This is a genomic window from Clostridiales bacterium, assembly GCA_017569285.1.
Lineage (GTDB): Bacteria > Bacillota > Clostridia > Christensenellales > Aristaeellaceae > Aristaeella.
Map to the genome: position 1 here is coordinate 1159084 of CP069419.1, position 19523 is coordinate 1178606.

The window sequence follows — 19523 nt, forward strand, 5'->3', positions numbered from 1 at the left end:
CTTTTTTCATGGGAGGGCGCAGCCCGGGTTTCCGGGGTTTATGTTCATTTCATATTCGTTTCAATCCACCGGACAGCCCGTTCCGTCCATCCGGCCATGCACATACCCGTTCCGTCCGCGAATCCGTGGCCGCCGGTCGGGCCGATCTCCAGCCGGCAGGGAATGCCGGCTTTTTCCAGTACCCGGGCGAGGATTTTCGAGTGTTCCGGATCCACCAGCTCATCGCCGGCCGCCAGGAATACGGCGCACGGCGGGAAGCCCTCGGCATGCTCGGGGATCTCATAATCCTTCTCGATAGCATCCCAGAGGGAGCTTCCGTACAGGCGGAGATCGTCTTTCAGGTCTTCTTCCGTATCGGTTCCCGGCTCTTCGCCGGCAGCTGCCAGCTTCGGGCTGACAAACGGATATACCGGGATCACCGCCTGCGGCTTTGGCAGCCCATGGGCCGGGTATCCCATTCCGGTGTTCCAGAGGCATACCAGGTATCCGCCCGCGGAGAAGCCGCAGGTGATGTACCGGTCTGCGTCCGCATGGAAGAAATCCCGCTTGTCCCGGATCAGCCGCAGTGCCCGGGCGAAATCCTCCATGTCCTTTTCCAGCAGGCGTTCCGTACCGTCCACCTGGTAGGTCAGCACTGCCGTGTGGTATCCCAGCTCATTGAACTGCGCTGCGATCGGCCAGCCCTCCGTCAGGTTCCACACATTCACGAATCCGCCGCCCGGTACCAGCAGGACAAACGGCTTCTTTGCCGCTTCCGGGTCCGCCGATGGAAGCCATACCACGTTCACGCCTTTGCGTGCGCTGTCCTGGGCGCATTCTTCCTCGCTGTACAGCGGGAAATACCAGCTGCCGGAATCTGCTGCGGCGTACAGCCGCTCCATTCCCCGGCCGATATCGGATGTGAAAAAATGCTCGCTGCTGATTTCCGCCAGCGTCTTATTCCATGTTTCTTCATTCCGCAGGTCCCGTCTCCGGATAGCGTCCGGGGCAATCGGCCGGATCCGGGGATCGTCCAGCAGTTCTCCCAGTGTTTTGTTTTCAAATGCCATATGGTTTCTCCGTTCCGCGCTTTCCGCTTTTTGGGTATTATACCATGTCTTTGCGCAGAAGGATATGTTTTTCAGCCCAGCGCCACGTCCAGGATCATCATCACGACAAATCCGAGGGAGAACGCAATCGTCCCCAGGTTGGAGTGCTTCCCTTCCGACATTTCCGGAATCAGCTCCTCCACCACCACGTACATCATCGCTCCGGCGGCAAACGCCAGGAAATAGGGCATCACCGGCACCACTGCCCCTGCGGCTGCCACGGTAATCACCGCCGCAATCGGTTCCACCACGCCGCTCAGCATGCCGAACAGGAAGGTTTTCCCTTTGTTCATTCCCTCTGCCCGCAGTGGCATGGAAACAATCGCGCCTTCCGGAAAGTTCTGGATGGCGATTCCCAGCGCCAGCGCCAGGGCGCCCGCGGCACTGATCCCGGTATTCCCGGCCAGGAAGCCTGCATATACCACGCCCACAGCCATGCCTTCCGGAATGTTGTGCAGCGTTACCGCCAGGATCAGCTTGGTCGTCCGCTTCAGTCCGGATTTCGGTCCCTCGTCCTGGTTGTTGAAATGCATGTGCGGCGTCACCTCATCCAGCAGCAGCAGGAATCCGACGCCGATGAGAAATCCGATTGCCGCCGGAAGGAATGAAAGCTTTCCCATTCCCGCACTGCTTTCCAGCGCTGGCTCCAGCAGGCTCCAGAAGGAAGCGGCCACCATCACCCCGGCCGCAAATCCGGTCAGGATCTTGTTCAGTCCGTCCGAAATCTGCCGGCGCAGGATAAATACCATCGCCGCGCCGAGACTGGTTCCCGCGAACGGAATCAGGATACCCAGTATGGTTTCCCCTGTCATAATCTGCCTGTCTTTCCCCGGTTACTTCTCCATATGGTCATTCCGGTATTCCGACGGAGTCATTCCCGTCATCTTCTTGAAAATATGCGTGAAGTGCGAAGAAGAAGCAAACCCGACTGCCTCTCCCGCTTCGGAAATGCTGAAGCGGCCATCCGCGAGGATCTCGCCGGCTTTTTCGCAGCGCACATGGTGATGGTACCACAGCAGCGTATGTCCCGTATTGGCCTTGAACAGCCGCAGCAGGTAGCTGCCGTTTACATACAGGGATCCGGCAATCCGTTTCAGCGAAAATTTCTCTTTATAATGCTTCTCAATATATTCCCGCGCTTCGGCTACATGCTCCGTGCTTCCGCTGCGCCTTCTCCCGTTTGCCTTCAGCTCGTTTTCCAGTCGGCCCGCCATGGTTTCTCCTCCTTTACCGGTCCCGGTGCTTCCGGGAAGTCCGGCGCATCTCCGCTATTATGTTAGCACAAGCTAACCATTTAATCCAGTATTTTTTGGATTCTTCCCTTTGTTTTATGGATTATCTTGAGATGCAAGGGGAAATTAACCAAAAAAGTATTAGTATTGGCTAATACTTTTTATCGAAGCAGGTCTCCGCCGGAAAGCGGATTACTGAACCGGTACCAGGGTATATCCGCCGGTTTCATCCGAAACCAGTTCATAATCCGCAAATTCGCCGAAAGCCGGCTCCAGGGTCATTTCGCAGCATTCCTCCTCCGTAACTGGATTGCCCATCATGGCCGAGAGAATCGCGTCCTCCGGCTCCTGCTCCGAATATCCGAAGCTGAGCACGATCCGGAGCGGTTCCGCCGGTTCCCCGTCGACGGTTTTCATCTGGTCGGCATATACCGGGCAGCGGCAGAAATCCTCGCCTTCGTTCGGGCAGGACAGCACATAGCCCAGCTGGGCATCCCCCTGCCAAAGCGCGAAACGGATATACGCGCATTCCACTCCGCTCCGGTCCCACAGCCGGATCATGCATTCATCCGCTGCCGGGCTTCCGTCCTCCGCTGGAGCCTCCTCTGCGGCCGCGGCACACAGCAGCATACACAGGGACAGAAAAACCAGGAACACCTTTTTCATATCTTCTCCATCCTTTCCGGCTTTTTTCAGCCGCGGTGATCATATCATCGGAAAAAGAACACAGCATGAAACGGATGTAAACCTTATATGAATATTTCCCGCAAACAGTCACCCTGGGTCAGGCACTGTGCTGTATATCCTTATTCCGGCATATCCGGCGGATTACCCTCCCATATTCCTGCGAATCCGGATGATATACCAATTTAACTTTCCATTGTATATTATTGACAACCGGATCCACGAATGCTAATATTCTCATCGTTAGTTAACCATAACTAATGCTGAACTGCTTTGGTTCTGATATCCCATTGCACTGAAAAGAGGTTAAGGAAATGGCAATTGTTGAGTTCAAGGATGTATCCCGGGTATACCGCAACGGCGAGCACGAGCAGCGGGCGCTGGACCACGTGAACCTGTCCCTGGATGAAGGGCAGTTTATTGTGATCCTGGGGCCCAGCGGTGCGGGCAAAAGCACGCTGCTGAATATGCTCGGCGGGCTGGACAGTCCGACCGAAGGCACCATTCTCGTCGGAGGAAAGGATATCTCAACCCTCACTCCCAACGAACTGGCGGAATACCGTGCCGCCAATGTCGGCTTCATCTTCCAGAGCTATAACCTGATCCCCACCCTGACTGTCATCGAGAATGTGGCGCTCGTCAAGGAAATCGCGCCCAATCCGCTTTCCAGCCATGACATGCTGAAGGCCGTCGGCCTGGAGGATCATATCCACAACTTCCCCTCCGAGCTTTCCGGCGGAGAACAGCAGCGGGTGTCCATTGCCCGGGCGCTGACGAAGAATCCCCGGATCCTCCTGTGCGATGAGCCCACCGGCGCGCTGGATTCCGAAACCGGCGTCCTCGTGCTGAAGCTCCTGCTGTCCATGGCCCGGGATATGGGCAAGACCATCATCATCGTCACCCATAACCAGAACATCGCGAAGATGGCGGATGTTGTGGTCCGCGTCAAAAACGGAAAAATCAAATCCTGTGAGAAACAGGAACATCCCCTGGCAGTGGAAGAGGTGGATTGGTAATGCTGTTCAGAAAACTGTTCCGTACCCTGTGGCACTACAAATCCCAGTTCATCTCCATGGTCCTCATGATCGCGCTGGGCGTAGGAGTTTTCCTGGGTTTCAATATCGAGTGGTATTCCCTGGATGTCAACACCGCGGAAATCTATGAATCCACCGGCTTTGCGGATTACCGCATCTTTTCGGACAAAGGTTTTTCCGAATCCGACCTGGAGAAAATCCTCGCCGTGGACGGCGTGGAGGATGCCACGCGCTTCCTCAGCATCAACACGTCTGTGAAGGATAATACCGACGTCATCGCCCTCACTGTCAGCACCAACATGGATGTTTCCGGCATTCTTCTTATAGATGGTGAGCCGTACAGCGATACTGACCTGGACGGCTTCTGGCTGTCCGATTCCTACGCAAGAGCCAACAACATCTCCCTGGGTGACAGCCTGGCGCTGACCTATAAGTCCATCACCGTGAAAGGCTCGGTCAAAGGCCTGGTCAAATCCTCCGAATACCTGATCTGCCTGCTGGACGAAACACAGATGATGCCGGACTATTCCAGCTACGGCTATGCCTATATCTCCCCGGCCATGATGAACGCAGCCGTTCCGGCCATGTACCGGGCGTTCATCGGTAATTCCCTCTATCACCAGATCAATGTGAAATCCTCCCTGAACAAGCCGGAATTCGTGAAGCGGGCGGATGAAGCGCTCGGCGCCACCCGCCTGGTCCTGGACAGGAGCGAAACCGTCTCCTGGTCTGAGGTGCGCGGCGAGGTCAATGAAGGCATCACCATGGGTTCCATCCTGCCGGTCCTGTTCCTGGCCATCGCGATCCTGACCATGGTCACCACCATGCACCGGATCACCGCCAGCGAGAAAACACAGATCGGCACCTTCAAAGCCCTCGGCTTTAAGGACCGCCGGATCCTCCGCCACTATTCCGCCTATGCCCTGATCATCGGCCTGCTCGGCTCCCTGCTCGGCATTGGAATCGGTTTCTGGCTGGGCCGGTTTATCCTCAGCCCGGACGGCGCCATGGCAACGTATATCGACCTGCCGGCCTGGCCGCTCCATGCGCCGGCGTTCACCTGGATCGTCATCGCCCTCATCAATGTGTTCCTGACGGTGATTGGCTTCCTGTCCGTCCGGAAAATGCTGCAGGGCACCGCGGCCGATGCGCTGCGCCCCTATGTGCCGAAGCACATCAAACACCTCCGGATTGAGGAAACCAAGCGCTTCAAGGCGCTCAGCTTCAGCACCAAGTGGAACCTGCGCGACTGCCTGCGCCATAAATCCCGCAGTTTCATGACGCTCTTCGGCGTCATCGGCTGCATGATCCTGCTCGTCGGCGGCATGGGCATGAAGGATACCATGGATTCCTTCCTGGATACCTTCTTCGAAAGTGCCATCAACTACCGTTACCGGGTCAACCTGGATGCGGAAAGTGTCACCAATGAGGAAGCGCTTGCCCTGGCGGAACAGCTGGAAGGCGACTGGTGCGCCCAGAGCGCCGTCCAGGTCGGTGACAAGGGGTACGGCCTGGAGATCTGGTCCGTCACCCGCGACAAGGTCCGCTTTGCCGATACGGATATGAAGCTGATTCCCCTTTCCGATGACGGCGCGTACGTCTGCGGCCGCATTGCCCGGGACTTCCGCCTGTCCGCCGGGGATGAGCTTACCTTCTCCCCCTATGGCGGCAGCGAAAAATACACCGTGCGGATTGCCGGCGTGCTGGATTCCATGACGGAAAGCATCGTCATGACGTCCGCGTATGCCGATGCTTCCGGCATCCCCTATACCGTCAGCGCCGTGGTTACGGACCATGAGGATCTTCCATCCGGCGGCCATATTCTGAATGTGCAGTCCAAGCAGTCCATCATGGACTCCTTTGACACCTTCATGGACCTGATGAACAAGATGATCTGGCTGCTGGTCGTCGCCGCGGTCCTGCTGGGCATCGTGGTGCTCTACAACCTCGGTGTCATGAGCTATACCGAGCGCTACCGGGAAATGGCCACGCTGAAAGTGGTCGGCTTTAAGGATTCGCGGATCGGCCGTCTCCTCATCGGCCAGAACCTGTGGCTCACCGTCATCGGAATCCTGATCGGCATCCCGGCCGGCGTAGGCGTCCTGCAGTACCTGCTCACGGCGCTGGCTTCGGAGTATGAGCTGAAGCTCACCCTCGGCCCGGCCACCTGGATTGTCAGCGTCCTGCTCACCTTCTGCGTCTCGCTGGCGGTCGGCCTGATGATCTCCCGCAAAAACCGGACCATCGATATGGTCGCGGCCCTGAAAACCGAGGAATAATCCCGCATCCGCGGGAATCCGGGGATCCGGCAGCATGCCGGATCCTTTTTTTCGGGAAAACAGTCAATAACCGGCTGTTGACAACCGGTCCGGAAAGAGGTACGATAAATATACCCCCTGGGGGTATATTGGAGGAGATTGTATGGCACATGAAACCTGCCCCGCCTGCGCCCGGCATACCGAGCGCAGCGATGAACAGAAGAAAAAGCTGGCCAACCGGCTCAGCCGGATGGAGGGCCAGCTCCGCGGCATCCGCAAAATGATCGATGAAGACGCCTACTGCTATGATGTCCTCATGCAGTCTGCTGCCGTCCTGTCCGCGCTCAAATCCTTCAACCGGGAGCTGCTGCGTTCCCACATGGACCACTGCGTGGTCCGGGATATCCGCGCGGAAAAGCCCGGCGTAACGGATGAGCTGATGACCATCCTGGAAAAGCTGATGTAACCGGAGGATTCAACAGATGAAACAGTATCAGGTCACCGGCATGAGCTGCGCCGCATGCAGCGCCCGGGTGGAAAAGGCCGTCAGCGCCGTGCCGGGCGTCACCGCATGCTCGGTCAGTCTGCTCACCAATTCCATGGGCGTGGAAGGCTCCGCCGCCCCGGCGGAAATCATCCGTGCCGTGGAGGAAGCCGGCTATGGTGCCAGCGAAAAAGGTTCTGCCGCGGCCGCGCCTTCCGCCGCCGCGGCGGAGGAAGCCCTCCGGGATACGGAAACGCCCCGCCTCCGGCGCCGGCTGTTCGCCTCCCTCGGCTTCCTGCTCGTGCTCATGTATTTCTCCATGGGCGTGCACATGGCCGGTTTCCCGGCGCCGGCTTTCCTGGCCGGCAACCATGTGGCCCTCGCCCTCCTGCAGATGATCCTCAGTGCTGTTGTGCTCGTCATCAACCAGAAGTTCTTTATCTCCGGCTGGAAAGGGCTCATCCACCGCGCGCCCAATATGGATACGCTGGTGGCCATGGGCTCCGGCGTGTCCTTTGCCTGGAGTGTCTTCATGCTCTTCCGCATGGTGGACGCGCATCACCACGGGGACATGCCCGCCGTCATGGACGGGATGAACCAGCTGTATTTTGAGTCTGCCGCCATGATCCTCACGCTGATCACCGTCGGCAAGATGCTGGAAGCCCGCAGCAAGGGCCGCACTACCGACGCGCTGAAGAGCCTCATGAAGCTCGCGCCGCAGACGGCCGTCCTCCTGCGGGACGGGACGGAGATTACCGTCCCCATCGCTGAGGTACATACCGGCGATGTGTTTGTGGTCCGGCCCGGGGAGAATATCCCGGTCGATGGAACTGTGCTTTCCGGCAGCGGCTCCGTGGATGAATCCGCCCTCACCGGGGAGAGCATCCCGGTGGACAAGACGGAAGGCGATACCGTTTCCGCGGCAACCGTCAACCGCTCCGGCTTCCTCACCTGCCGCGCCTCCCGCGTCGGTGAGGATACCACCCTCAGCCAGATCATCCGCATGGTATCCGATGCGGCCGCTACCAAGGCGCCCATCGCGAAGATCGCGGACCGCGTCAGCGGCGTGTTCGTCCCGGTGGTCCTGGCCATTGCGGCAGTGACGACCGTTGTCTGGCTGGTCGCCGGGCAGACCGTGGCCTATGCGCTGGCCCGCGGAATCTCCGTCCTGGTTATCTCCTGCCCCTGCGCCCTGGGCCTGGCCACGCCGGTGGCCATCATGGTCGGCAACGGACTGGGGGCGAAAAACGGCATCCTGTTCAAAACCGCCGTCTCCCTGGAGGAGGCCGGCAAGGCGCAGATCATCGCGCTGGATAAAACCGGTACGGTCACCGAAGGCCTGCCGAAGGTCACCGATGTCCTGCCCGCAGGCGGAATCACGGAAAACGAGCTGCTCACCGCAGCGCTCGCGCTGGAAAGCAAGTCCGAGCATCCGCTCGCCCGCGCGGTCGTCGCGTACGCGGAAGCCAGAGGGCTTTCCGCCCCGGAAACGGAAAACTTCACTGCCCTGCCCGGCAACGGCCTGCAGGCGGAGCTGTCCGGTGCCCGGCTCATCGGCGGCAGCCGCAGATACATCGGCGGCCTGGTCCGCCTGCCGGAGGATGCCGTGCAGGCTGCAGACCGGCTCTCCGGCGAGGGAAAGACGCCCCTCTTCTTTGTCCGGGATGACTGCCTGCTCGGGATGATTGCCGTGGCGGATACCCTCCGGGAGGACAGCCGGGAAGCCATCGCGGCGCTGAAGAATATGGGCATGAAGGTCGTCATGCTCACCGGCGACAACCTGCGCACCGCGCAGGCCATCGGAAAGGCGGCCGGGGTGGATGAGGTCATCGCCGGCGTCCTGCCGGATGAGAAGGAAGGCGTCATCCGCCGCCTGCAGGCGCTCGGCAAAACGATCATGGTCGGTGACGGAATCAACGATGCCCCGGCCCTCACCCGGGCGGATACCGGCATCGCTGTCGGCGCAGGTACGGATGTTGCGATCGACGCGGCGGACGTGGTGGTCATGAAGAGCCGCCTGTCCGATGTCGCGGCCGCCGTCCGGCTCAGCCGCGCCACCCTGCGGAACATCCGGGAGAACCTGTTCTGGGCGTTTTTCTACAATGTCATCGGCATTCCGCTTGCGGCCGGCGTATGGATTCCCGTTTTCGGCTGGGAGCTGAATCCCATGTTCGGTGCCGCGGCGATGAGCCTTTCCAGCTTCTGTGTCGTCACCAACGCACTGCGCCTGAATCTCTTCAGGCTGCATGATTCTGGCAAAGACCGGGCACTCACGCCGGTCGCGGAGGAAGACTTCCGCGCGGCGGTTGAAAATATCCAGTCCGAATTATTGAAGGAGGAACAGACTATGACGAAAACCATCGGAATCAAGGGAATGATGTGCATGCACTGTGAAGCACGCATGAAGAAGGCGCTCGAGGCGGTGGACGGCGTTGTCAGCGCCGCGCCGGACCATGAGAAGAACCAGGCCGTCCTGGAGCTCTCCAAAGACGTGCCGGAAGCCGTGCTCCGCAAGACCGTGGAAGACGCCGGCTACGAATTCGTCGGCTGATTTTTCCGGTATGTGAAAAAGGAGGCAGCATCTGATATGTACCCTCTTTACTGGACACCCAGTAAGGAGGGTATTTTTATGCGTTACAGTTATGAGTACAAGATGAAATGTATTGAGATGTACAGAGAAGGAAGGTGGCCTGAGACCCCTACAGGTATTAAAGAAGCGCGATACTTTCATAATATGATCCTGCGATGGTTTCATGTAGTAGAAGCAAATGGGCCAGATATTCTCAAACCCCGGGAAACTAATAAGGATTGGACCCCAGAAGAGAGATATGAGCTGGTTGCAAAAGTCCTAGGTGGTTCATCAATCCAGTTTGTAGCTAATGAGGCGGGTATAAATAGCGGATTACTTACTTGCTGGGTTCGCAAATATAAGAACGAGGGGTATAATGGCCTTATAAACAAGAGAAAAGGTCGACCACCAAAGGAGCCCCATATGAAGAAAATCAATTACAACAACCCTAGGAAACTTAATGAGTCCGAGTATGAAGAACTCGTAAGGCTAAGGGCTGAAAACGAGTATATCAAAGCGGAAATCGAAGTCATAAAAAAAGAGATCGCCTTGAGAGAAGAAAAGGAAGCTGCGCGTCTCAAGGCGAAAAAGCAAACGATCATCAAAGAACTCAGAGAAGAAGGATACCAACTGAAGTATCTTCTTAAAGCGATGTGCCTTTCCAGATCAACGTACTATTACGAAGTTTCAAAAGAAGATGTGGTAGCCAAAAGGAGCGAAGCAGTCGCAAGTGTGATCAGGGAAATCTTTGAACATAATAAAGGTCGATACGGTGTCCGGAGAGTACACCACGAACTGATCAACAGAGGCTATAAGGTAAACCACAAAAAGGTCCAGCGATTAATGCACTGCATGGACCTTAAAGGCAAACGCCCGAAAGAAAAATACCATTCTTATCAGGGAGAAGTTGGAAAGGTGGCAGATAACCTCATTAACCGAGACTTCAGTACAACAAAGCCTTTGCAAAAATGGACAACAGATGTTTCTCAATTCAATTTATCTTGGGGAAAATGCTATCTTTCTCCAATTCTGGATATGCACACAAATGAGGTCATCTCATACGATCTCTCGTTAAGTCCAAACATGGAACAGATCCGACGGATGCTGGATAAGGGGCTGAGCAGGTTTTCCTCACTTAATGGTCTGATCTTTCATTCTGACCAGGGTTGGCAGTACCAACATGCTTATTTCAGAAATACGATTGAGAAACGTGGCATTATTCAGTCCATGTCCCGAAAAGGAAACTGTTATGACAACAGTATTATGGAGACATTCTTCGGACGACTAAAGAACGAGATGTTTTATGGATACGAGAAAGACTACAAATCATATGAGGAATTCTCCAAAGCTATGGCCAAGTATATTGACTACTACAACAATGAGCGCATCCAGGCAAAAACAAAATGGATGCCACCCGTAAAATACAGGTTGGCATCCATGGGTTGAGCCTCGAGCATAAATCAATGTGTCCAGGAAACTGGGTACATATCAATCCGCTGCCTCCTTTTGTGTTATCCGCGTTTTTTCTTCCGGCCGGTTTTCGGTTTTTCCTCCGGTGCGTCTCCGGAGGAGGGTTCCGCCGGAAGCACAATCTCGAAGGTCGTTCCCGTGCCCACCTTGGAACGGACGCGCAGTTTGCCGCTGTGCGCCACCACGATGATCCGCGCGATGGACAGGCCCAGTCCGTGGCCGCCCGTTTCCGAGTTGCGCGCGGCGTCCGCGCGGTAGAAGCGCTCGAAAATCTTCGGCAGGTCTTCCTCGGAGATGCCGGCGCCGTGGTCCGTCACGGTCAGGATGCACCCGTTCCCGTTCGGCCGGGTGCCGAGCGTCACGGTGCTGTCCACCGGGGAATACTTCACGGCGTTGTCCACCAGGATCCGCATCACCTGCTTGATCATGCCCCGGTCCGCGTGGATCAGGCTGCTTTCGCAGGGATTCACCTCAAACCGGTGGTCGCCGGAGACCATGCCGGCTTCCTGGCACACTTCCTTCACGACGTCCGCCGGGTCAAACTCGCTGATCTCCAGCAGCAGCGTCTTCTTGTCATGCCGGGCCAGGAACAGCAGGTTTTCCACCAGCTCGCGCATGGCCACGGTTTCCTGGGAAATCGCACCGATGCCCTCGTCCAGCACCTCGGGATCCTCTTTGCCCCAGCGCCGCAGCATATCCGTATACCCCTGGATCACCGCGATCGGGGTCCGCAGCTCGTGGGACGCGTCGGAAACAAACTGTTTCTGGCTGTTGTAGCTCTGCTCAATCCGGTCCAGCATGGAGTTGATAACCATGGCCAGGTCCTGCAGTTCATATTTCATTCCCGCGACGTTGATCCGGTTGGACAGGTTCGCCGCCGACAGGGTTTTCGTAATCTCCGTCATTTCGCGGATCGGGGAAAGCACCTTCTTGTCCAGCACCTTACGCCTCCGCAGGAAGGACATCATCCGCAGCAGGTCCGCCAGGACAATCCCGGCGATCATCACCGCCCAGATGAACAGGCTTTCCCGCAGGTCCAGGGACAGCCGGATAATATGCCCTTCCGTTCCGTTGTCCAGCATGAATACCGGGCGCCACGGCGCCCCGCCGGATGTCAGCACGGTAAAGAATTCCTTCACCTGGTCGCCAAAGTTATCCGGCGCTGTCCGTTCCACCATCACGGCGTCCGCGCGGGCATCCTGCAGGATCAGCTGACTGTACCGCCCGTCCTCCAGGTCCGGCGCTTCCGTGGCCACCCGCCGCGCCAGCGAAATGGCGCCCGGAACATTGCCGGCCGCCAGGGCCAGCGTCATGATCACCGCCGCCAGCAGGAATGTGCGTGCCAGCCGCCCGCAGTAATGCCCGGCAATCCGCAGCGACAGGGAAAGCCGGATCCGGGAGCTGATGCGTCCCAGTCCGGCATGCACGGTCTCTGCCGCCTGGTTATAAGTACGGGCTTCCCGCACGCTTTGTACCTGTTTCTTTTCACTCATAGCTGAACAGATATCCCACCGACCGGATGGTCTGGATGGTCTTCACGCCGAAGCGTTCGTCAATCTTGTGCCGCAGGTAGCGGATGTAGACGTCCACCACGTTGGTGTCCCCGGTATATTCATATCCCCAGATGTTCTCCAGCAGCTCATCCCGGGTCACCGCCCTGTCGCGGTGGGTCATCAGGTAGTACAGGAGGTCGTATTCCTTCTTGGTCAGCTGCAGCAGCTCGTCTCCGAAGCGCACCTCATAGTTCGCGGGGTTGACGGAGAGCTGCCCGATCCGGCAGATCTCCGCCTCCGCCGGCGCTTCCTTCACAGCCCGCGGCTTGCGCAGGGCGACGCGGATCCGCGCCAGCAGTTCCTCAATCGCGAAGGGTTTGGTCATATAATCGTCCGCGCCCATATCCAGGCCCATCACCTTGTCCGACACGTCGTCCTTGGCGGTCAGCATGATGATCGGCACGTCACTTTCATGCCGCAGCCGGCGGCATACCTCGATGCCGCTCAGTTCCGGCAGCATCAGGTCCAGCACCAGCAGGTCGGGAGATCCCTCCAGGGCGCGCTCCAGCCCGGTCCGGCCGTCCCCGGCCGTCTCCACCTCGTATCCCTCATGGCGGAGCTCCAGCTCCAGGAAGCGTGCGATCTTCCGTTCGTCCTCAATCACCAGGATCTTGCTCACAGTGCTCTCCCTCCCTCAGCGCCCATTGTATCACACAACGGTCCTCAGGAAAACCGGATTCATTATCCGATCGTGGCGGTATGGTAGCCGTTGCCCTCTTCCGTCACTTCCACGCTGCCGTCGGTGCTCTCGGAGCGCAGCGGCACCTGGATCGTGGGCACGGCGGGGCCGTTCAGCTGGCGGTCCATTTCCTGCAGGATCTCAGCGTTCATGTCCTTCACGGGTTCCGCCTTCACAGTCTCAGCCTTTACGGTTTCGGTCTTCACGGTTTCAGCGGCAGGGGCTTCCGGGGCAGCGGCGGCCTTCGCGGCTTCCTCGGCCTTTTTCTTCTCCACGGCGGTGTTGATCTCGCGGGAGATGCCGTTCACAGTCTTCTTCACGTTGTCGGCCGCGTTGCGGACGATTTTCTCCACCTTCTCCTGGGTGAAAGCTTCGTCGTTGTTGTCGATGTTGATCTGGTAGCCCATCATCAGGCCCAGGATCAGTCCGAGCGCCGCGATGCCGAACGCGCGGTGCAGGCCCATCAGCAGGGCGGCCGCCACGACGAAGAGCACGGACAGGTTGATGATCAGTGTATCTCCCTTGCGGACCTTGATGCGGGTCCGGATCATTTTCTGGATGAAGTTCATGAATTTTCCTCCCTTTTTGCTGCTGTCTGCCTGGGGTGCCTGGGTCCGGGTGGTGTTCACTTCATGCAGCCGGCCGTTCTTTTCCAGGTCGATCAGCACGCGGGCCACATCTCCGTTGTGGTAATCCAGCATGGACACCGCTTCCTCATAGGTGATCCCGCTCTTCCGGCGGATCAGTTCAATGTCTTCCATCGAGTAAGTCGCCATTTTCGTTCTCCTTTCGCTGCCGGGTTCTCCCACCCGACACCGGCATGATATCACGCCTTCCGCCGTGTTGCTTGAGAAACAGCTTACTTTTAAATGAGAATCAGATTAAAAAACCCGGAAAAACCGGCCGGTTTTCTTAAGCTTCATCCGAAAAGACCTTCCCGGAGCATGCGAAAGCCCCCGGCCCGCAGGGCCGGGGCTTTCATCCGGGTCATTCCGGGGTTATTTCTGCAGCAGGTCCTTCACCACTTCACCTGCGAGGATCAGCCCTGCCACCGACGGCACAAACGCCGTGGATCCGGGAATATCCCGGCGCACGGTGCACTTCCGGGTGTCCGGCGGACAGATACAGTGGTTCCGGCAGCTGATGGCCGGGTCCTCCAGCGGGCGCGTCGGAATCTCCGTGGAATATACCACCTTCAGGTGTTTGATCCGGCGCTTGCGGCATTCCGCCCGCATCACCCGGGCCAGCGGGCACACCGACGTCTTGTAGATATCGGCCACGCGAAACGCGGTGGGATCCGTCTTGTTGCCTGCTCCCATGCAGGAGATAATGGGCGTTCCCGCCGCCTTCGCCGCTTCCACCAGCGTCAGTTTCCCCTTCACGGTGTCGATCGCGTCCACAATATAGTCGTATTCGGTAAAGTCAAACTGGTCCTGGGTATCCGGCATATAGAACGTCTTCCACGCGCGCACCCGGCAGTCCGGGTTGATGTCGCGGATGCGTTCCTCCGCCACCTCCACCTTGTACCGGCCCACCGTGGACCGCGTCGCGTACAGCTGCCGGTTCACATTGGTCAGGCACACCTTGTCGTCGTCAATCAGGTCCAGCGCGCCGATTCCGGACCGTGCCAGCGCTTCCACGGCATATCCGCCCACACCGCCGATCCCGAACACCGCCACGTGGCTGTTCTTCAGTTTTTCCATTCCCTCCGGGCCGAACAGCAGCCGCGTACGGGAGAACTGATCCTGCATTCTGTCTTCGTTCCTTTCGTTCTCTCCCGGCCTTATTCCGCCAGGTCACTCAGCCGCTTGCTGTAGAAAAAGTTGTGGATCAGCTGGTTGTATTCCTTCCACATCGGCAGCGTCTCGCACATATCCGCCCGCGGGCACGGTTCCGCACCGTTTTCCAGGCAGGCGACGGAGCCGAATCTTCCCTCCGTCAGTTCTATGATCTCGCCCACGGGGATGTCCTCCGGCTTGCGGGACAGCCTGTATCCGCCGCCCTTGCCGCTGATGCCGGTCACCAGCTTGCCGTTCACCAGGTCGCGCACGATAATCTCCAGGTACTTTTTGGAGATCCCCTGCCGCTCCGCGATATCCTTCAGCGGGATATAGTGGTCCTGCGGCTGCTTGGCCAGGTCAATCATCACGCGCAGCGCGTATCTTCCCCGGGTGGAAATCATGGTCTCTTCCTCCTCCGACTCAGTACGCCTATTTTACCGCAGGGTAAATAGGCGAGTCAAGCTTCAATCCTGTTTTCCGCAGGAAAAAACCCGCAGTGTTCATCATTGCGGGTTGTATTCCACCGTTTCCTGGTAAGCCTTGTAGGTGGTGGTGTACAGCAGCTCTTCCCTCACCACCCGGTTCCCCTGGTACCAGGTCTTCCAGGTTTCCACCACGTATCCCGGCCGCCCGGTCACGGTTTTTTTGGTCTCTCCCGGTGCCAGGCTGCTGTTGATCTCGTATTTGGTGCCCGACGGCTGGTCGATTGTCCGTACCGTCTTGCTTTGCAGGTCGATCTTCATGTCCGCGCCGAGGCTCATGCCGTAGATGTTCACGGTGATCTTCCGGTTGGAATACCCCGCCACGATAAAGATTGGCCAGTTCGTGTTGTTTTTGAATTTCATGTCCAGCCCCGGCCAGTTGACCGTGGCGTCAAATCCCTTTTCGATATAGGAGGACGGCCACGCGTGGGGATTCCGCTCCACAATCTCCATATCCGCCCGCACCGCCGCGTTGAACAGCGTGGAGCTGGTCTGGCATACGCCGCCGCCGATCTCATCGCGCGTGGTGCCGCCGGAAATCGCCGCGGCTTCCTTGTATCCCTTGGCTGCCGTTCGTTCCCCGGTCGCCTGGTTGAAGGAGAAGGTTTCTCCCGGCTGCACGGTAATCCCGTTGATCGCCTGGGCGCTCAGCTGGATGTTTGTGTTCCGGTTCTTGTTGTTCGTTGTCGTGGTGGTATAGGCGGAGATCAGGCCGAAGCGGTTCATCAGCTCCGTTTTGGTCATTTCCGCCAGCACCTTTTCCGGCGTTACCCGGATGGTGGTCGCGGTCACGCCGTTATCCAGCAGCGTGGTCAGCCGCTCGTACAGTTCGTCCGGATCAATCCGTGCCCCGGGCCGGTCTTCCGTAAAGGTAAACTTCTTGGTGGTGAAGTCAAATGTCGCCACCATGCTGTTCACCGGATCGCAGTTAACATAGTTCACAATGCCGTCCGTCATCACGCGCAGCGCCTTGTGGTCATAGTCCTGCTTCGTCGTAAAGGATACAGGATTGGCCTGCAGGGAGGACGCCCGGTTTACGCGCTCCTGGAACGGCGTCATGCTGCTGCCCTGCAGCTCCGTGGTGTTGCCCCGTCCGGCCGCCCAGGCTTTTTCCACCGTTTCCGCAATGTTCCGGGAAATCGGGACGCGTTCACTGTTCACGTGCCAGCTTTCGTTGCCCACCGATACAATGATATCGAACGTGGTGTCCGTCTTCACGTTCACGGCTTCCACGGCCTTGGCTGCCTGCTCGCGGGTCATGCCGCCCACGTCCACGTTGTCAATGAACACGCCGGGATAGATTTTGTCGGAGTACAGGAGGTCCCGCCATTCGTCAATCGCTTCATCCTGCTGCGGTTCCTGGGTCAGCACGCTTCCGTTCGCGAATCCGATCGTCGGCAGGAATTTATAGGGAATGCCGGTCACCTGCGGGAACATCAGCACGCCGATCCCCGTCAGGATCACCAGGCATACCGCGATCACCGCTGCCCATGCGCCGCGGTTTTTCGTCTCTTTCCGGGGCCGCCGCCATTCCGGCTCGTCCCGGTTGCTGCTGAACCGGTCAAAATCGTCAAACAGCGGGGACGGTGACCCCAGCCCGTCATTCTCATTTCCGGTGAAATAGCGCCGCCGATCCGCAGGCTGCTCCGGCCTCCGGGCATCCTCTGTCCGGCCGTAGGGCATTTTTCCGGGCAGGGTCGGATCACCGGTCCGTTTCGGCCCGGTGTACTCACCCGGAATGGTATCCCCGTCTCCGTAGAGCTCGTATCGTTTCAGCTTCGCCATTTTCCTTCTCCGTTATCTCCTGTGGTTCCTCACCGGTCCCCGCAGGATATCCCCGGCTTCGCAGCCCGGCAGTTCCATACGGATCGTTTCTCCGGCAATTCCCAGTGTCTCCAGTATCTCGCCCGTCTTTTCCCGCAGGAAGGGCTTTGCGGTAATCTTCCGTACGCCCGCAGGCGTCATCAGTTCCAGTTCCTCTCCCGCAAAAAAGCGGTTTTTCAGCAGCAGCTGCGCTTCCCCCCTGGCCGCGTCATAGGCGGTCACCCGGGCGCAGAATTCGCGCTCCTGGTGGAAGCCCTCCGCGCCGCCCGGCTCTTCCGGTTTTCCCAGCAGGAAGCCCGTGTCGCTGTCCCGGTGGCTGGCGCATTTCAGCTCCTCCGCCAGTTCCGGCAGTGCCTGCGCAAAAGCTTCCCGTCCCTGCGCCAGCAGGTCCAGCGCCCGGCGGTATGCGCCGGTAACCACCGCCACGTAGTATTCGGTCTTCATCCGGCCTTCAATCTTCAGGCTGGATATCCCGGCCTCCGCCAGTTCCGGCAGGATCGGCATCAGGCACAGGTCTTTGGCGGAGAACAGGTAGGTGCCCCGTTCATCCTCCTCCACCGGCAGGTACACGCCCGGCCGTTTTTCTTCCATCACGGCGTACTGCCACCGGCAGGGCTGGGCGCATTCGCCCCGGTTGCCGCTCCGCCCGGTCAGGTAAGCGCTCAGCATGCACCGCCCGGAATAGGCCATGCAGCTGGCTCCGTGCACAAAGGTTTCCAGCTGGATGCTGTCCCCCACGGCTTCCTTCATCCGGGCAATCCGCTCCAGGCTCATTTCCCGGGCCAGGATCACCCGCTCGCAGCCCATGTCCCGGTACATCTTCACGGCGTCCGTATTCACGGTGTTCGCCTGCGTGCTCACATGCACCGGCAGCTCCGGCAGTTCCCGCCGCAGCCGGCGGATCGCGCCGGGATCGCTCACGATCACCGCGTCCGCCCCGGCATCCCGCGCCTCGCGGGCGGCGTCCACGAACCCCTCCATCTCGTCGTCGAAGGGGAAAATATTCATCGTCACATAAAACCGGGCGCCGCATTCATGGGTCCGCCCGATGGCTGTGCGCAGCTCATCGCCGTCAAAGTTGCCGGCGTATGCCCGCAGGCCGTAATGCTTCATGCCGCCGTATACCGCGTCCGCCCCGAAGTGCAGCGCGGCCTCCAGCGATTCCCGGTTTCCCGCCGGGCACAGCAGCTCCGGCACCTTCATCACTGGATCCCCCTGCTCTGGTCATACTGCTCCCAGGAATTCCGGTAGGCGTTCACCGCGCGCTCATGCTCCGCCAGTGTCCGGGAGAAGTACAGCTCGCCGCTCTCCGGCTCCTTGGCGCAGAAGAACAGGTAGTTCTGGGCCACCATCGTCTCGTCGGGATACAGCGCCGCGCGGATTGCCGCCGGCGAGGGATTGCAGATTGGTCCGGGCGGAAGTCCCTTGTTGGCATAGGTGTTGTAGGGGTTGTTCACGCTGACGTCGCTCTGGGTCAGCGCCATTTTCCGCACACCGGTCACATAGTGCACGGTCACGTCACTCTCCAGCTTCATGCCCGCCTTCAGCCGGTTGTGGAACACCGCGCTCACGCGCGCGAAGTCCGTCTCCCGGCCTTCCTTTTCGATCAGGCTGGCCAGCGTCAGGGCTTCGTCCATCGTCATGCCCAGCTTTTCCGCCTGTTCCTGGTATTCCTCCGGGAACACCGCCTCGGTCTGGCTCAGCAGCTTCCGGATGATTTCCTCCTCCGTCGCGCTCACGTATACTTCATACGTGTTCGGCGCCAGGTATCCTTCCAGGATATACTTCCGCTGCGCCGCGTTCCGGTTGGCCAGCACGTCCGCGATATAGTAGTAATCCCGGAATTCCGTTCCCTCCCGGCACAGCCGCAGGAAGGTGTCCGCGTTCTCCAGCGTGCCGTTCTTCACCAGCTTGGCCGCGAAGTCCTCCACCGTTTCGCCGGGAATCAGCGTAATATTGCGCACCAGCGGGTTGCCGTCGCCGGCCGCCAGCTGCTCCGCGATTTCCGTCATATTCATGTTTTTGCGCAGCGCGTAGGTGCCGACCTGGATCTTCTGTCCCATACCGACAAAGTCGCAGTAATACTTGAACACCGTCTTGCTGCGGATCAGCCCGGCCGCCTCCAGGTTCGCCGAAACGCGGTTCAGGCTCTGCCCGGAGGTGATTTCAAACGGGTATTCGGCTGTATCTTCCACGTCCACAGGCGCGGCAAACGTACCGTACAGCTTGTTCCATACGGTCGTTCCGATTCCCACAATCAGTACCAGTACCGTCAGCGCGATCAGGATCGGGCGCAGGATCTGCCACAGCCCGCTGTACCAGTACAGGCCGTACTGCCGCTCATCCCGCATGCTGCGGTAGGTGTAATTCTTCCGTTCCTTCAAT

At 58.7% G+C, this 19523-nt stretch carries 17 protein-coding genes; 5 read left to right on the forward strand and 12 right to left on the reverse strand.

What is annotated here, in order from left to right; genetic code table 11:
* Positions 1-44: 44 nt before the first annotated feature.
* From JNO48_05160 to JNO48_05175, 4 genes are all read right to left on the reverse strand, one after another.
* The gene (locus tag JNO48_05160) at positions 45-1049 is read right to left on the reverse strand and encodes an alpha/beta hydrolase (protein ID QTE69289.1); all 1005 of its coding nucleotides are present in this window, start codon (positions 1047-1049) and stop codon (positions 45-47) included.
* A 71-nt stretch (positions 1050-1120) separates the two neighbouring features.
* Positions 1121-1900, reverse strand: a complete 780-nt coding sequence (locus JNO48_05165) for a ZIP family metal transporter (GenBank protein QTE69290.1) — start codon at positions 1898-1900, stop codon at positions 1121-1123.
* A gap of 21 nt (positions 1901-1921) precedes the next feature.
* Positions 1922-2302 carry a helix-turn-helix transcriptional regulator gene (locus JNO48_05170; GenBank protein ID QTE69291.1) on the reverse strand — a complete coding sequence of 127 codons (381 nt, stop codon included), beginning with the start codon at positions 2300-2302 and terminating at the stop codon, positions 1922-1924.
* 210 nt (positions 2303-2512) lie between these two features.
* Positions 2513-2986: a hypothetical protein gene (locus JNO48_05175; protein ID QTE69292.1), complete on the reverse strand. Its 474-nt coding sequence runs from the start codon at positions 2984-2986 to the stop codon at positions 2513-2515.
* Between the two features lie 332 nt (positions 2987-3318).
* On the opposite strand from JNO48_05175, the gene JNO48_05180 reads away from it, so the two are divergent.
* The 5 genes from JNO48_05180 (at position 3319) to JNO48_05200 (ending at position 10795) form a co-directional block, all read left to right on the forward strand.
* Positions 3319-4020: an ABC transporter ATP-binding protein gene (locus JNO48_05180; GenBank protein QTE69293.1), complete on the forward strand. Its 702-nt coding sequence runs from the start codon at positions 3319-3321 to the stop codon at positions 4018-4020.
* Entirely contained in the window at positions 4020-6317 is a 2298-nt protein-coding gene (locus tag JNO48_05185) for an ABC transporter permease (GenBank protein ID QTE69294.1), read from the forward strand. The genes JNO48_05180 and JNO48_05185 overlap by 1 nt, the downstream gene beginning before the upstream one ends.
* Positions 6318-6459: 142 nt before the next feature.
* Positions 6460-6762 carry a metal-sensing transcriptional repressor gene (locus JNO48_05190; protein QTE69295.1) on the forward strand — a complete coding sequence of 101 codons (303 nt, stop codon included), beginning with the start codon at positions 6460-6462 and terminating at the stop codon, positions 6760-6762.
* A 16-nt stretch (positions 6763-6778) separates the two neighbouring features.
* Positions 6779-9331 carry a heavy metal translocating P-type ATPase gene (locus JNO48_05195; GenBank protein QTE69296.1) on the forward strand — a complete coding sequence of 851 codons (2553 nt, stop codon included), beginning with the start codon at positions 6779-6781 and terminating at the stop codon, positions 9329-9331.
* 78 nt (positions 9332-9409) lie between these two features.
* Entirely contained in the window at positions 9410-10795 is a 1386-nt protein-coding gene (locus JNO48_05200; protein QTE69297.1) for an IS3 family transposase, read from the forward strand.
* A gap of 65 nt (positions 10796-10860) precedes the next feature.
* Here the strand turns inward: JNO48_05200 and JNO48_05205 are convergent, their stop codons facing one another.
* The 8 genes from JNO48_05205 to mltG form a co-directional block, all read right to left on the reverse strand.
* Positions 10861-12312 carry a HAMP domain-containing histidine kinase gene (locus JNO48_05205; protein QTE69298.1) on the reverse strand — a complete coding sequence of 484 codons (1452 nt, stop codon included), beginning with the start codon at positions 12310-12312 and terminating at the stop codon, positions 10861-10863.
* The gene (locus JNO48_05210) at positions 12305-12991 is read right to left on the reverse strand and encodes a response regulator transcription factor (protein ID QTE69299.1); all 687 of its coding nucleotides are present in this window, start codon (positions 12989-12991) and stop codon (positions 12305-12307) included. The genes JNO48_05205 and JNO48_05210 overlap by 8 nt, the downstream gene beginning before the upstream one ends.
* A gap of 62 nt (positions 12992-13053) precedes the next feature.
* Positions 13054-13827, reverse strand: coding sequence for a DUF4342 domain-containing protein (locus JNO48_05215; protein ID QTE69300.1), 774 nt, complete (start codon positions 13825-13827; stop codon positions 13054-13056).
* A 222-nt stretch (positions 13828-14049) separates the two neighbouring features.
* Entirely contained in the window at positions 14050-14802 is a 753-nt protein-coding gene (locus JNO48_05220) for a tRNA threonylcarbamoyladenosine dehydratase (protein ID QTE69301.1), read from the reverse strand.
* 32 nt (positions 14803-14834) lie between these two features.
* Positions 14835-15233, reverse strand: coding sequence for an Rrf2 family transcriptional regulator (locus JNO48_05225; protein QTE69302.1), 399 nt, complete (start codon positions 15231-15233; stop codon positions 14835-14837).
* Between the two features lie 102 nt (positions 15234-15335).
* Positions 15336-17099 (reverse strand): VanW family protein, encoded by a 1764-nt coding sequence (locus JNO48_05230; GenBank protein ID QTE69303.1) that lies wholly within the window; start codon positions 17097-17099, stop codon positions 15336-15338.
* Between the two features lie 12 nt (positions 17100-17111).
* Positions 17112-18341: a U32 family peptidase gene (locus JNO48_05235; protein ID QTE69304.1), complete on the reverse strand. Its 1230-nt coding sequence runs from the start codon at positions 18339-18341 to the stop codon at positions 17112-17114.
* A complete protein-coding gene (gene mltG / locus JNO48_05240) occupies positions 18341-19522 on the reverse strand; it encodes an endolytic transglycosylase MltG (protein ID QTE69305.1) in 1182 nt (393 codons plus the stop codon). The genes JNO48_05235 and mltG overlap by 1 nt, the downstream gene beginning before the upstream one ends.
* Position 19523: the final 1 nt, after the last annotated feature.